Source organism: Azospirillaceae bacterium (assembly GCA_028283825.1).
Classification (GTDB): domain Bacteria; phylum Pseudomonadota; class Alphaproteobacteria; order Azospirillales; family Azospirillaceae; genus Nitrospirillum.
Genome location: JAPWJW010000003.1, coordinates 1,178,610 through 1,192,417, shown reverse-complemented (window position 1 = coordinate 1,192,417; position 13,808 = coordinate 1,178,610). Strand labels below are relative to the sequence as shown.

At 67.3% G+C, this 13,808-nt stretch carries 15 protein-coding genes and 1 pseudogene; 9 read left to right on the top strand and 7 right to left on the bottom strand.

Annotated elements, in window-relative coordinates; all coding sequences use genetic code 11:
• Positions 1-103 precede the first annotated feature (103 nt).
• From minE to minC, 3 genes are read right to left on the bottom strand one after another with little or no spacing between them, the layout of a single operon-like run.
• Positions 104-409, bottom strand: coding sequence for a cell division topological specificity factor MinE (gene minE, locus PW843_17360; GenBank protein MDE1148357.1), 306 nt, complete (start codon positions 407-409; stop codon positions 104-106).
• Positions 406-1,221, bottom strand: coding sequence for a septum site-determining protein MinD (minD, locus tag PW843_17355; protein ID MDE1148356.1), 816 nt, complete (start codon positions 1,219-1,221; stop codon positions 406-408). Before minD ends, minE begins: the two co-directional genes overlap by 4 nt.
• A 47-nt stretch (positions 1,222-1,268) precedes the next feature.
• Positions 1,269-2,039, bottom strand: coding sequence for a septum site-determining protein MinC (minC, locus tag PW843_17350; protein ID MDE1148355.1), 771 nt, complete (start codon positions 2,037-2,039; stop codon positions 1,269-1,271).
• A 986-nt stretch (positions 2,040-3,025) separates the two neighbouring features.
• Between minC and PW843_17345 the strand changes: the two genes are divergently transcribed.
• The 8 genes and pseudogenes from PW843_17345 (at position 3,026) to PW843_17310 (ending at position 8,105) form a co-directional block, all read left to right on the top strand.
• The gene (locus PW843_17345) at positions 3,026-3,778 is read left to right on the top strand and encodes a PhoH family protein (protein MDE1148354.1); all 753 of its coding nucleotides are present in this window, start codon (positions 3,026-3,028) and stop codon (positions 3,776-3,778) included.
• A 162-nt stretch (positions 3,779-3,940) separates the two neighbouring features.
• A complete protein-coding gene (locus tag PW843_17340; GenBank protein ID MDE1148353.1) occupies positions 3,941-4,609 on the top strand; it encodes an SCO family protein in 669 nt (222 codons plus the stop codon).
• A 22-nt stretch (positions 4,610-4,631) separates the two neighbouring features.
• Positions 4,632-5,147, top strand: coding sequence for a copper chaperone PCu(A)C (locus tag PW843_17335; protein MDE1148352.1), 516 nt, complete (start codon positions 4,632-4,634; stop codon positions 5,145-5,147).
• 180 nt (positions 5,148-5,327) lie between these two features.
• Positions 5,328-5,726, top strand: coding sequence for an AtpZ/AtpI family protein (locus tag PW843_17330; GenBank protein MDE1148351.1), 399 nt, complete (start codon positions 5,328-5,330; stop codon positions 5,724-5,726).
• Positions 5,716-6,465, top strand: coding sequence for a F0F1 ATP synthase subunit A (locus PW843_17325; protein ID MDE1148350.1), 750 nt, complete (start codon positions 5,716-5,718; stop codon positions 6,463-6,465). The genes PW843_17330 and PW843_17325 overlap by 11 nt, the downstream gene beginning before the upstream one ends.
• 74 nt (positions 6,466-6,539) lie before the next feature.
• Complete coding sequence (locus PW843_17320; GenBank protein MDE1148349.1) at positions 6,540-6,764, top strand: ATP synthase subunit C family protein; 225 nt, start codon at positions 6,540-6,542, stop codon at positions 6,762-6,764.
• A gap of 213 nt (positions 6,765-6,977) precedes the next feature.
• Positions 6,978-7,613, top strand: a complete 636-nt coding sequence (locus tag PW843_17315; GenBank protein MDE1148348.1) for an ATPase — start codon at positions 6,978-6,980, stop codon at positions 7,611-7,613.
• A pseudogene (locus PW843_17310) lies at positions 7,613-8,105 on the top strand (F0F1 ATP synthase subunit B). The gene PW843_17315 and the pseudogene PW843_17310 overlap by 1 nt, the downstream one beginning before the upstream one ends.
• Before the next feature lie 83 nt (positions 8,106-8,188).
• Here the strand turns inward: PW843_17310 and PW843_17305 are convergent.
• The 4 genes from PW843_17305 to PW843_17290 all read right to left on the bottom strand — a co-directional run bounded on the left by PW843_17305 (position 8,189) and on the right by PW843_17290 (position 12,880).
• Positions 8,189-8,722, bottom strand: coding sequence for a hypothetical protein (locus PW843_17305; protein ID MDE1148347.1), 534 nt, complete (start codon positions 8,720-8,722; stop codon positions 8,189-8,191).
• A gap of 228 nt (positions 8,723-8,950) precedes the next feature.
• Positions 8,951-10,753, bottom strand: coding sequence for a M3 family oligoendopeptidase (locus PW843_17300; protein MDE1148346.1), 1,803 nt, complete (start codon positions 10,751-10,753; stop codon positions 8,951-8,953).
• A gap of 55 nt (positions 10,754-10,808) precedes the next feature.
• A complete protein-coding gene (locus tag PW843_17295) occupies positions 10,809-11,855 on the bottom strand; it encodes an aromatic ring-hydroxylating dioxygenase subunit alpha (protein ID MDE1148345.1) in 1,047 nt (348 codons plus the stop codon).
• Positions 11,856-11,917: 62 nt separating this feature from the next.
• Positions 11,918-12,880, bottom strand: a complete 963-nt coding sequence (locus PW843_17290; GenBank protein ID MDE1148344.1) for a LysR substrate-binding domain-containing protein — start codon at positions 12,878-12,880, stop codon at positions 11,918-11,920.
• Between the two features lie 102 nt (positions 12,881-12,982).
• Between PW843_17290 and PW843_17285 the strand changes: the two genes are divergently transcribed.
• Positions 12,983-13,780 (top strand): class III extradiol ring-cleavage dioxygenase, encoded by a 798-nt coding sequence (locus tag PW843_17285; GenBank protein ID MDE1148343.1) that lies wholly within the window; start codon positions 12,983-12,985, stop codon positions 13,778-13,780.
• Positions 13,781-13,808: the final 28 nt, after the last annotated feature.

Sequence of the window (13,808 nt, the reverse complement as noted above, 5' to 3'; positions counted from 1 at the left end):
GACCGCGTCCGCCGGAGCTTCCTGGGGAGCCGTAGGCGGACTGGGAAGCGAGGATCGCCAAGCCAGCGGATGCTGGCGCCCGGCGACTGAGGGAACGCCTGAACTAAGCGCTCGCGACCTTGGCCGGCGCCGCTCCGGATCGGGGCGTGCCCTTGGCCGGCGCCGGCAGTTCCACGTTGACCTCCAGCATGGAACAGCCGCTGGCCCGGTCCAGCTTCACCGCCACCTTGTCGTCGTCGATCGAGACGTACTTCTTGATGACGTCCAGCAGCTCTTTCTGCAGCTGGGGCAGGAAGTCCGGGCTGTCGCGGCCGGCCCGCTCATGGGCCAGCACGATTTGCAGGCGTTCCTTGGCCTGGTCGGCCCCGGACGCCTTCTTGGGCGCGCGGAATAGGCTGAAAATGCTCATGCGGTCCTCCGCAGTAGCCGGTCGAAGAAGCCCTTCTTCTCCACCTTGACGAAGCGCTGCTCGATCTTCTCGCCCAGGAAGCGGCCGACGGCGTCGGCGTAGGCCTGGCCGGCGTTGGACTTGTCGTCCAGCACCACGGGCATGCCGACGTTGCTGGCGCGCAGCACGGCGGGGCTTTCCGGGATGATGCCCAGCAGCGGGATGGCCAGGATGTCCAGCACGTCCTCGACCTTCAGCATCTCGCCCTTTTCCACCCGCTCCGCATCATAGCGGGTGACCAGCAGGTGCTCCTGCACCGGGTCCTCGCCCTTCTCGGCGCGGCGCGACTTGGCCTGGATGACACCCAGGATGCGGTCGCTGTCGCGGACGGAGGAGACCTCCGGGTTGGTGACGATGATGGCGTGGTCGGCGAAGTACAGCGCCATCAGGGCGCCGCGCTCGATGCCGGCCGGGCTGTCGCAGATGATGTAGTCGAACTCTTTCTTGAGTTCGTTCAGGATCTTCTCGACGCCTTCCGGCGTCAGGGCGTCCTTGTCGCGGGTCTGCGAGGTGGGGAGGATGTACAGGTTCTCCACCCGCTTGTCCTTGATCAACGCCTGGTTCAGACGGGCTTCGCCGTTGATGACGTTGATGAAGTCGAACACGACGCGGCGTTCGCACCCCATGATCAGGTCCAGGTTGCGCAGGCCCACGTCGAAATCGATGATGCAGGTCTTGAAACCCCGCAAGGCCAGGCCGGTGCCGAAGGCGGCGGATGAGGTGGTCTTGCCGACGCCGCCCTTGCCCGATGTCATGACGATGATCTTGGCCAAGAACGTCTCCCTTGGAAAAGAAGGTTACTGGGAAAACCGGCCGTGCGTCAGACGGTGACCGGATCGATGTGAAGGAAACCCTGGTCCAGGTAGATCTGGACCTGGCGGCGCAGGACGGATTTCTCCAGATCCTCGCTGACACGGTACAGCCCGGCGATGGAGACCATCTCCGCCTCCAGGCTTTGGCAGAAGATACGGGCGTTGCGGTCGCCGGCCATGCCGGCCAGGGCGCGGCCGCGCAGCGAGCCGTAGACGTGGATGTTGCCGTCGGCCACCAGCTCGGCCCCGGGCGACACCGACCCGATCACCACCAGGTCGCCGCCCTGGGCGTACAGCTGCCGGCCGGACCGCACATTCTCCCGCACCAGCAGCGTGGCCTTCTGGTAGGGCAGGTCGTGCGCCGGTGCCGCCGTCACCGCCGGGGCGGGCGCGTCGGCCACGGCCACCGGCCGCGGTGCGGCCGGTTGGGCCGCCGGCGCCTCGGCCGCGGCGCGCCCTTGCGGGAACACGGCCAGGCCCACGGCCAGCGCCGCCTCCTGCTGTTCGCGGGTGCCGCCCTGCAGGCCCACGGCGATCAGGCCCAAGGTGCGCAGCAGGTCGCAGAAATTCTCAAAATCAAAACCCTGGCCCGGCGGAAGATCATCCAGGTCCAGCACTACCGGCGCATTGCGGAAAAAATTGGGCGCCTGGCGCACCTTGTCCGACAGCGCGAAGAAAAAGTTCTGGGCGTGCGGGTCCGAGACCTTCAGCACCATCATGGTGAAGTTGCTGCCGCGCAGCTGGAATGGTGCGTCGCGGAATGCCACCTGGTTGCTCATCTCGCCCCTGACCCCTCAAAATCCCCGGGGGAACCCCCGGGTGTAACCCTTGGCCTCGAAGCCCCACCACCGACCGGATGCCCCCGGCCACGCCCCGGCGGGGACGGACGTGGGGGACGATGGTCGCCCGAGGAGGGCAGAGGGCCCTATGATAAGGCGGCCACCTTCTGAAGAAGGGGGCCACGCCCGTGCCGAACCCGTCGAAAGCGCGTTTCAAGACCAGATAGGGTACAGGCGTCAAGGGAATCCTCAGATCCATATTTTGAGCGGAAACCGCCGGCGCACACAATATTTATTGAGTCTAAGTGCACCTTCGGGGGGAGGTGGCTGTCTTGCGTCGCACACGGTGTCCTTCGGCCCCGGGGGCCCAGGCGCTTGAATCGCGGGCGGGTTTTGGCTGTCGCGTGATGAAGCCCCGGGTGATGCGCGCGCCGGGCTTATCCCGAAGGGGCAGGCCGCCTCCGGCGACTCGGGGTACGGGCGTCGGCCGTGATTGCGGCTTTCCGACTCGAGCGACCTAGCCACTATATATAGTGTGAATATTCGGTGTACCACCCCAAGCCTGCTGACAGACGCTCGCACCTGCGGTAAAGTGCCTGCCAGGGTCGTCACTCCAGAATGACGGGTCGGGGATTTGCCAATCTGCGCGCTGCTGCCTTCGCTGCCGATTGACCACCGGGGGGATCAAGTCCCCCTGACGCACCCGATGCCGTTGACCCCCGCCCAGCCGCCATCGCCCCTTCGCCACGACGCACTGCCGGGACTTGGCGTCCCCGGATCGGGACGCCCCGCATCGGGATTGCCCGGATCGGGACAGTCCGCAGCGTCGCCCGCGATGGCCCATCCCAAACCGCATGCCCCACACCGGGGGATGCGGTTTTTTCGTGCCCGGCTGTCGCCGCGGCACGCGGTTCCTGCCTGCCTAGTAACCTTGACCGCCGGCGGTCCCGCCGGCGGCGCAAACCGGTGTGACTGAGGAGACAGACATGGCCAAGCGTCCAGTGAAGGTGACTTCCGGTGGCTCCACCTCGGACAACAAGGTCCGCCCGCTTTTCCCCGATGCCGCGCCCGTGCGCACCGGCACCTGGGACCCCATCGAGGAACGGCGGGACCAGAGCTATGTGCGCAAGGTCAAACCCCAGAGCCCCAATCAGAAGGTGCTGATGGAGGCGATACAGTCCCACAATCTGGCGCTGGCCCTGGGGCCGGCCGGCACGGGCAAGACCTATCTCGCCATCACCAGCGCGGTGGAGGCGTTGGAGGCCGGGACCGTCGATCGCATCATCCTGTCCCGCCCGGCGATCGAGGCGGGGGAGAGCATCGGTTACCTGCCGGGCGACATGGGGGAGAAGATGGCCCCCTTCCTGCGCCCGCTCTATGACGCGCTGAACGACCGCCTGGGCGGCAAGCGTCTGCGCACCCTGATGGCCGAGGGCACCATCGAGATCGCGCCGGTGGGCTTCATGCGCGGCCGCACCCTGAACAACGCCTTCGTGGTGATTGATGAGGCGCAGAACTGCACCTACGGCCAGATCAAGATGCTGCTGACCCGCCTGGGCTGGCATTCCACCATGGTGCTGACCGGCGACCCGGACCAGTCGGACCTGCTGAACGGCTTGTCCGGCCTGTCCGACATCGCCCGCCGGCTGGAACCGGTGGAGGGCATCGCCGTGGTGCGCCTGAACGAGAAGGACATCGTGCGTCACCCACTGGTGGCCAGCATGCTGAATGTCTTGTAGTTCCCGATAACGCTGGGAAGACGGGCGGGCGGTGCCGATGGGTGCCGCCCGCCCTTTTTTTGTGGCCGGCCAGACCCGCCGGAAGGACCATAGGAATGCCGGGGCAGGCGCGTTACCTTAGGCGCCGACCCCTTCTTCCCGTTGCGCGGGCATTCCCCATCCATGGCCAAGAAACGTCTGATCCGCCTGCTGCTGGCCGTGGTGCCGGCGCTCATCCTCGCCGCCCTGGTGGGCTGGTGGCTGGGGGCGCCGCCGTCGTCGCGGCCGGCGTCCAGCGCCAGCAGCACGGGCGGCGCGCCGGCCGGCGGTACGGGGGGCCGCATCGTGCCCGGCGTGGCGGTGGGCGGCCCCTTCGCCCTGGTGGACCAGTCGGGCAAGGCGGTGACGGAAAAGACCTACGACGGGTCCTGGCGCCTGATGTTCTTCGGCTACACCTTCTGCCCGGACATCTGCCCCACGGAACTGCAGGTCATGGCCCAGGCCATGGACCAACTGGGTCCCGACGCCGACAAGGTGCAGCCGCTGTTCGTCAGCGTCGATCCCGGGCGCGACACGCCGCAGCAGCTGTCGGACTACGTCGCCCAGTTCCATCCCCGCATGGTGGGGCTGACCGGCACGCCTGCCCAGGTGCAGGGGGCCATCCGCGCCTGGCGGGTCTATGCCGCCAAGGTCAATGGCGATGATCCGGAAAACTACCTCATGGATCACTCGACCTACGTCTACCTCATGGACCCGAACAACCGCCTGGCCACCATCTTCGCCCGCGGCACGACGGCGGAGGATATGGTGAAGGGCATCCGTGAGGCCATAGCCGCCGGCCCCGCCAAATAACATCCTGAAAAGGGGAGAACCCATGTCCTTGAAGCGACTCCGCACGGCGGCGATCCTGGTCCTGGCCGCCTTGCCCGTGGCGCTGCCGGCCTCAGCGCAAGAGGCGCCGGCGCCCGCCTCATCCATCCAGGCGGTGGCGGCCTGGTCCCGTCCCACCATCCGCGGCGCCCATGCCGGCGTCGCCTTCGTCACCCTGCGCAACACAGGCGCCGCTGACCGCCTGGTGGCTGTGGAGACGGACGTCGCTAAGATGGCGCAAATCCACATGGCAGAGGTTGTGGACGGCATCGCCCGCATGCGGCCCCTGGCCGATGGCGTGGCCCTGCCGGCGGGGGGCGACGTGACCCTGAAACCGGAGGGCGCGCACATCATGCTGATGGGCCTGACACGCCCGTTGTCGGTGGGGGAGCGCGTCCATTTGACCTTGCGCTTCAAGGCCGCAGCGCCGCTGGCGGTGGATGCCGTGGTGCTGGCGCCGGGGGCTGAACCGGGCATGGCCGGGGGTGCTACGCAGGGTGGCGGACACAGTGGTGGCTGAGGCTGCGGCATCGCCCCTGTGCGTGCCACGCGGGGCGGTAAAATAGTCCTTTAGAATCATATACTTGGCACTGTACTTTTGCGACTTGACAGGGGGTGGGCTGCCCCGTATGGTGCCGCCGCTTTCGCATGGCGGCGACTCCATTGCGGCGGAAGGGGCATACCTCCAGGGGTTTAGACCTTGACGGACCAGACACCCCCGCCTTCCTTGGAAGAGCTTGAAGCCCGCTTGGCGCAGGCGCGACGGGCCACCCATGCCCCTTCATCCACCGGTGACCGGAAGGATGAGGCGGGGAATGGTTGGTACGGCATCGCGTTTCGCATCGGGGCAGAGCTTGTCGCGGCGTTGGTGGTCGGGGTCGGTGGCGGCATGCTGATCGATCGCTGGCTGGGCTCTGCTCCCTGGGGACTGATCGTCATGTTCCTCCTGGGGTCGGCGGCCGGAATGTTGAATGTGTACCGTGCCGTCAACGGCATGGGATACGCGGTGGGATACAGGCGTCCTGAGGACGCCGGCCAAGGGGGTGGTGCTTCGCCGCCCCCGGCAAAGGATGAAGGCGAGGGGAATAGTGGCCACTGATCCGCTGCATCAGTTTCGCATCGAGCAGATCGTTCCGCTGCATCTCGCCGGGCACGATGTCTCCTTCACCAACTCCGCCCTCTACATGGTGATCGCGGCCGTGCTTGTCACGGGCCTGCTGACCATCGGCACCGCCTCGCGCGCGCTGGTCCCCGGCCGGCTGCAGTCCGTGGCGGAACTGCTGTACCAATTCGTATCGGGCATGGTGCGGGACAACGCCGGCGAAGAGGCGCGCCGCTATTTCCCGCTGGTGTTCTCGGTGTTCGCCTTCGTGCTGTTCGGCAACATGATCGGCATGATCCCCGGCTTCTTCACCTTCACCAGCCACATCATCGTCACCTTCGCCCTGGCGGCCATCGTCTTCATTTTCGTGACGCTGCTGGCGCTGTTCCGCCACGGCTTCCACTTCTTCAGCTTCTTCTTCCCCTCCGGCGCGCCGATCATCCTGGCGCCCATCCTGATCCCGATCGAGATCATCTCCTACCTGATGCGTCCGGTCAGCCTGTCCATCCGACTGTTCGCCAACATGATGGCGGGCCACACCATGCTGAAGGTGTTCGCCGGTTTCACCGTCACCATGATCGCAGCATTGGGCACCATCGGCTGGCTGGCTGGCATCCTGCCCATCGTCATCAACGTGGCGCTGATCGGCTTTGAAATCATGGTCGCCTTCCTGCAGGCGTACGTGTTCACCATCCTGACCTGCCTCTACATCCGCGACGCCATCGAGCTGCACTAAGCCCGGTATTCCCGCGTCGTTCCCGTGGGGCCTGTCTTCCCCTTTCAACCGTTCCATCACAAAGGAAGTCTACTATGGATCCGCAAGCCGCTAAGTTCATCGGCGCCGGTTTGGCCATGTTCGCCCTGGCTGGTGTCGGCATCGGCATCGGCAACATCTTCGCCAACCTGATCGCCGCCGTTGGCCGCAACCCGGCCGCCCGTGGTTCGGTGTTCCCGATCGGCATTCTGGGCTTCGCGCTGACCGAAGCCGTGGCGCTGTTCGCGCTGCTGATCGCCTTCCTGATCCTGTTCGCCTAAGCCTGATACCGGCTTGATGGAACGGCCGTGACGGCTGGCCCTTCGGGGGCGGGCGTCGCGTTTGGGTATGAGTGATGGGGCGGGGCCGGTTTGCCGGTCACCGCCCCTGATCCCATGTCCGGCCGCTGTTCCGGCTGAGCCATTCCAGGTTCTGTTTCCAGGTCCGGGCGACCTCGTAATCCAAGGTGATCTTCCATGGTGAATCCAAGGCTCATGGTCTGGCTCAAGGGCCTTGCCGTCGCCGCCGTCCTGGCGGTGAACCTGGGCGGCACGCCGGTGTTCGCGCAGTCGGGTGGTGATACCGTCCAGGCCGAGCCCAGCGTGGGGCAGGAGGTGGGCGAGCACGACGAAAAGGGCTTGCCCCAGCTCAACACCAAGACGTTCGCGAGCCAGATTTTCTGGCTGGTCGTCACCTTTGGCGCCCTCTACGTGCTGGTGTCCAAGGTCGGTCTGCCCCGTGTCGGCGCCGTCCTGGAAGCCCGCGAAGCCAAGATTTCCGGCGACCTGGACAAGGCCGTCCAGCTGAAGGCCGAGACCGACGCCATCGTCGCCGCCTATGAAAAGGCGGTGGCCGAGGCCCGGGCCGATGCCCACAAGCTGCTGAATGAGACCGCCGCCACGGCCGATGCCGCGGCCGCCAAGCGCACGGCCGACGTGGCCGCCGGCCTGGCGGTCAAGCAGAAGGAAGCCGAGGCGCGGATCGAAGGCCAGAAGCAGACCGCCCTGTCCAACGTTCGCACCCTGGCCGCCGAGGCGGCCTCCGCCGCCGTCGCCAAGCTGGCGGGCGTTGAGCCCGAGCAGGGCAACGTCGATGGCGCCGTCGATGCCGCCCTGAAGGAGCATGCGTGATGTTCAATCCGCAAGACGCCGAATTTTGGGTCCTCGTCGCCTTCGTCATCTTCTTCGCGCTGGTCATCTGGAAGGGTGGCCTGGGTGCCCTGGCCCGCAGCCTGGACGCCCGGGCGGAGAAGATCCGCCTGGAGATCGAGACCGCGCAGAAGCTGCGCCAGGATGCCGAGGCGGCCCTGACCGCCTATCAGAAGAAGCAGCGCGATGCCCTGAAGGAAGCCGACGACCATCATCGCGTCGGCCCGTGAAGAGGCCGACCGCATCCGCCAGCACGCGGAAGCCGACCTGGAGGCGACCTTGAAGCGCCGCGAGGCCCAGGCCCTGGAAAAGATCGCCCAGGCCGAAGCCACCGCCCTGCAGCAGGTGCGCAGCCTGGCGGTCGATGTGGCGCTGGCCGCCACCGAATCGCTGCTGGCCAAGTCCATTGACAAGACCCGCAGCGACGCGATGATCGAATCCGCCATCGCCGAACTGCCGGGCAAGCTGCACTGATCCACCGGATCGGACGCACAGCGACATGAAAAAGGGCGGTCCCATCGGGGCCGCCCTTTTGCTATGTGCGGACTGCGCACGGTTTATTTCGGCGTGTACTCCACCACCGGCGGTGCCTTCTTGGCGGCGGCGCCCAGGCCCCGGCGCAGGGTCACGTGGGTGCGGCCGGCCTTCCAGACGGCTTCCGCCGACAGGTTGTCCTTGGCTTTCGCCCGCTCGGCCGGGGCGCCCAATTGCTTGACCAGCAGGGCGTCGATGCCCTCGCCGCATTCCTTGGACGCCTCTTGCCCGTACAGGGTCACGCGACGCAGGGCGTTGCGCTTCATCTCGAAGTCCACAGCGTAGGTGCAGCCGGCCAGGCGCAGGCTTTCCAGCCCGAACAGGTAGCGGACGTGCGGCGGCGTGCCCAGTTCGTACTCGTGCGCCTTGGGATAGGCGGTCAGCACCTGCTTGTGCGTCATGCCCCAGGTCACCAGGCCCCAGCCGTTGACGTCCTTCGGCTTGGCCGGCGCCGCCTTGGCGGGCGGATGCTTGGCGGGCGCGGCAGCCGTGGCGGTGCCGGAAACCAGCAGCGCCGCCAGCAGGGGAAGCGCCAAGTGAATGGAAAGATGCGTCATGTCGTTGATACTTGCCCCAATCAACCAGAACACGCCCGAGTCAATGCCGCCCCCGGCCCCGACTCGGATAATGATCTTATAGCAGCGGCGTGAGGTTTCGCCTCATGCCGCTGTAGGCTGCGACCGCAGCCGCCGCAGATTTCCGGGGAGCCGTCGGCGGACCGGAAATCGAGGAAAAGCCCAGCCGGCGGATGCCGGCGCCCGGCGCCTGAGGGAACATTGTAAGAATCACCCCAGCGCTTCCAACTCGTCGATGAAGCTCTTTAGCATAGCCAGGCCCTTGTGCCAGAAGGCCGGGTCGGTGGCGTCCAGGCCGAAGGGCGCCAGCAGCTCCTTATGCCGCTTGGTGCCGCCGGCCGCCAGCATGTCCAGGTAGCGGCGGGCGAAGGCGTCGGCGCCATTATGGGCGGCGGCCTCCTCGTACGCGGCGTACAGGCTGTTCACCAGGCAATCGCCGAAGGCATAGGCGTAGACGTAGAAGGGCGAATGGATGAAGTGCGGGATGTAGGACCAGTAGGTCGCGTAACCCGCATCGAATCGCAACGCCGGGCCCAGGCTTTCCGTCTGCACGTCCAGCCATAGCTGGCCCAGCCGTTCCTCCGACAGTTCGCCCTGGCGGCGCTCGCTATGTACCCGGCGCTCGAAATCGTAAAAGGCGGTCTGGCGCACGACGGTGTTCAGCATGTCCTCCACCTTGCCGGCCAGCAGGGCGCGGCGGCGGGCGGGGTCGGTCTCCTGCGCCAGCAGGCCGCGGAAGGTCAGCATCTCCCCGAACACGCTGGCGGTCTCCGCCAGGGTCAGCGGCGTTTCCGATTGCAGGTGGCCTTGGGCGCCGGCCAGCACCTGGTGCACGCCGTGACCCAGCTCGTGCGCCAGGGTCATGACGTCCCGCGTCTTGCCCATGTAGTTGACCAGCAGATAGGGATGGACGCTGGGCACGACGGGGTGGGCGAAGGCGCCGGGGTTCTTGCCCGGTCGCGCTGGGGCGTCGATCCAGGCATGGTCGAAGAAGCGCCGGCCCACGTTCGCCAGGTCCGGACTGAAGCGCGCGTACGAGGACAGCACGATGTCGCGTGCCTCCTGCCACGGGATGGTGGGTTCGGCCACGTCGGGCAGGGGGGCGTTGCGGTCCCAGTAGTCCAGCGACTCGGCGCCGAACCACTTGGCCTTCAGTTTGTAATAGCGGTGGGACAGGGCGGGATAGCTGTCGCGCACGGCGCCCACCAGCGCCTCCACCACCCCATCCTCCACCCGGTTGGACAGGTTGCGGGCCGACCACGGCTGGTCGTAGCGCCGCCACTTGTCCTCGATCTCCTTGTCCTTGGCGAGCGTGTTGGTGATCAGGGTGAACAGACGGCCATTGCGGCCCAGCACGGCGCCGATCTCCACCGCCGCCGCCCGGCGCACGGTCGCGTCCGGGCTGGACAGCAGGTTCAGCGCCTCCGCCGAGGTCAGGTCGCGGTCCTCGATTCGAAAGCGCAACGATGCCATGGTCTCATCGAACAGGCGGGTCCAGGCGTTGCGGCCCACCACCGCCTTCTCATGCAGGAACCGCTCCACCTCATCCGACAGCTGGTGGGGGCGGTAGATGCGCACGTCGCGCAGCCAGGCGGCATAGCGCTGGGCCTCCGGCGCCTTCAGCTTGGCGGCCAGGTCCCGGTCCTCCAACTGGTTCAGTTCCAGGGTGAAGAACAGCAGGTTGACGGAAATGCCCGTCACCCGTTCCTGCATGGATTGGTAGAAGCGGGCGATGGCGCCGTCGCTCTGGTCGCCAGCGTACAGCAGGCCGGCGTAACTCATGACCCGGGTCAGCGCCTCGTCCAGCGCCTCATACGTGGCGATGGCCAGGCCCAGCTCGCGGCCCGACAGGCCGGGCAGCTTGGCGGCGTAGCGCTGGTGGAAGGCCTGGGCCTCACGCTCCACCCGGTCCAGTTCGGCCGCCAAGGCGGGGCTGTCCGGGGCCTCAAACAGGTCGGACAGGTCCCAGGTGGGCAGGGCGCCCAGGGCGGGGTCGGATGCGGGGGCGGTCATGGCCGGTCCTCTTGGTCTCAAGCGGGTACGGCCATGACTATAGCGGAACAGGGGATCAGCTGCGCCAGCGCAGCACGACGTCCTTCACCGGGTTTTCGAACGGCCGCGCCTCGTCCCGCGCGCGGCGGAACTCATTCTTCAGCTGATAGTACCAGCGCGCCTGGGTGTCGGCGTCCTTGATCAGCATCAGGGTCGGGTTGTGGCGCAGGCCTTCCTGCTGCATCACCACGGCGGTGCGGTCCTGGCCCAGGAAGTGTTTGGCGATGGGCTTGAAGATGGGCTTCAGCAGGCTGGCCCAGGGCATGGTCCAATAGAACATGTTGGTGATGCGGGTGTTGTTGTCGTCCAGCGGCGTCACCGCCGTCAGGTTCCACACCCGGTTCTGGCCGGCTTCGATCGTCTCCGTGCGGATGCCGGGCAGGCGGAAGGCGATCTCCGTCTCCGGCACGCCGCCCAGGATGGTGTAGGCGCGGGAGTTGCTGGACGGCCGGTGCTTTTTCATCACGAAGCCGAAGGGGCCGGGGCCGAACGCCTTCTGCTTGGCATGGATGGATTTCGGGCTGCGCCAGAACCAGTTCTGGTGGACGAAGGGGCCGTGCGCCGGGTCCATCAGGCCCACCACCGCATGGTCCAGGTGGCAGGGGAAATCCATGGTCATCAGCATGTCGGGTTGCTTGTCCACCGGCAGGCCCGGTGGCTGCGGCGGTTCCTGGTCGGGCTCACCCGTGCCCATCCACACCCAGATGTTGCCGCTCATCTCCCGCACCGGGTACTTGCGCACCTTGATGCGGTCCAGGTCGAAATCCTGGTCCGGCACCAGCGAGGGGATGTCGGTGCACTTGCCGTGCTGGTCGAAGCGCCAGCCGTGGTAGCAGCACTCCACCTCCGTCCCGTCGAACCGGCCGCAGGACAGCGGGATGCCGCGGTGGGGGCAGATGTCGCGCAGCGCGAACACCACGCCCTCCTTGGTGCGGCCGAACAGCACGGGCTGGCCCAGCAGGGTCATGGTCTTCATGGTGCCGGCCGGCAGCGTGCCGCTGCTGAGCGCGAAGTACCAGATGTCGTCCAGGAAAAAGTTCGGCTCGGGCCAAGGCGGGTACACCGGATAGGGGGAATCGAGGCGCGCACTTTACATCGCGGGCCCCCGGGGGCCAATGAGGCAGGTCAAGCGGCTGGGTTGCCGGCAAGTTCGGGCACTTCCGGAATGGGCGGCAGGGCGCGCGCCACCTCTGCCACCCGGCGGCGCAGCCAGGCATGGGCGGGGTGGCCATCCAGCCGGCGGTGCCAGACCATGGACAGGCGCATGCCCAGCCGCATGTCGCCCACATCCAGCGGCAGGGCGCGCACCACCAGGCCGAAGGCCGCCGCCAGCGGATGGGCCACGCGGGCCGACATGGTGCACAACAGGTCGCTGTCGCGCAGCATGGGGGCGGCCGCCAGCAGGTGTGAGGCCACCACCGCCAGGGTGCGCCGCCGCCCGATGGCCTCCAACAGTCGATCCACCGCCCCCACCCGCGCCGCGGTGGCGGAAACCAGCAGATGGGAATGGGCGAGATACGCCTCCAGCCCCCATTCGGCATCCTGCGCCGGGTGCCCCGGCCGCATCAGTACCGCCAGGCCGTCACGCACCAGCATCTGCCGCGTCATGTGCGCCGGCGGGTCGGGCAGCATGCCCAGCGCCAGGTCCAGTTGCCCTTGCTCCAGCCCCGGTAGGGCGGTGTCCTTGTCGGCATGGCGCAGCACCAGCGACAGGCCCAGCGCCTCGGCCCGCATGGCCGCCACCAGGGGCGGGGCCAGCACGAACTCGGCATGGTCGGACAGGCCGATGGTGAAATCGCTGCAGGCGGTACCCGGCTGGAAGGGCCGGCTGGCCGCCAAGGCCGCCCGCACCTGTTCCAGGGCGCCTTGCAGGGGGGCGGCCACCGCGTCGGCCACGGCGGTGGGCACCATGCCGTCGGGCGTGCGGATGAACAACTCGTCCTGCAAGTGCCCTCGCAGCCGGGCCAGGGCGTTGCTGACCGCCGATTGCGACAGGCCCAGCGCCCGGCCGGCGCGCGTCACCTGCCGCTCCCGGTACAGGGCGTCGAACACGTGCAGCAGGTTCAGGTCGATGCGGGTGAGATCCATGAATCATCATTATCATGAATGATGATGTTGATGATCAGTGATTTGGCAAATGACGATGCCGGGGCCATGTTGGGATGATCAATGCCCAGCTAAGGTTTCCTCATGTCCACCCCCGTCCGCCAGCCAGCCTATTTCATTTCCCACGGGTCGCCCATGATCGCGCTGGAGGACAGCGCCGCGCGGCGTTTCCTGATGGGGTTGGGGGCGGAGATCCGGGCGGCCGGCACCCCCCGGGCCATCCTGGTGCTGTCGGCCCATTGGGAAACGGGGACGCCCACCACCTCGACGGCCACGGCCCCGGAAACCATCCATGATTTCGGCGGCTTCCCCCGCGCGCTGTTTGAGATGCAGTATCCTGCTCCCGGCGCGCCGGAGGTGGGACGCCAGGCCTTGGCCGCCCTGGCCGCGGCCGGCATCACGGTGACGGGCGGGCAGGAACGCGGGCTGGACCATGGCGCCTGGGTGCCCCTGATCCTGATGTTCCCGGAGGCCGACATCCCCGTGGTGCAACTGTCCATCCAGCCGCAGCAGGACGCGGCCTATCACCGTCGCCTGGGCGCCGCCCTGCGGCCCTTGCGCGACCAGGGCGTGCTGATCGTCGCCTCCGGCTCCCTCACCCACAATCTGCGCGCCCTGAATTGGGAGGGGACGGATGAGGTGGCGCCCTGGGCCGCCGCCTTTCAGACCTGGATCCACGACAAGATCAGCGGCGCCGACGTCACGGCGCTGGACGACTACCGGAACCGCGCGCCCTTCGCCCGCCAGAACCATCCGCGCGACGAACACCTGCTGCCCCTGTTCGCCGCCGTGGGCGCTGGCACCCCCGGCGTCCCCGGCCGCCGCCTGCACGCCAGCGTGCAACTGAGCGCGCTGGCCATGGACACCTACCGGTTTGATTGAGGCGGCCTGGCATCGTCGCCTTAATTGA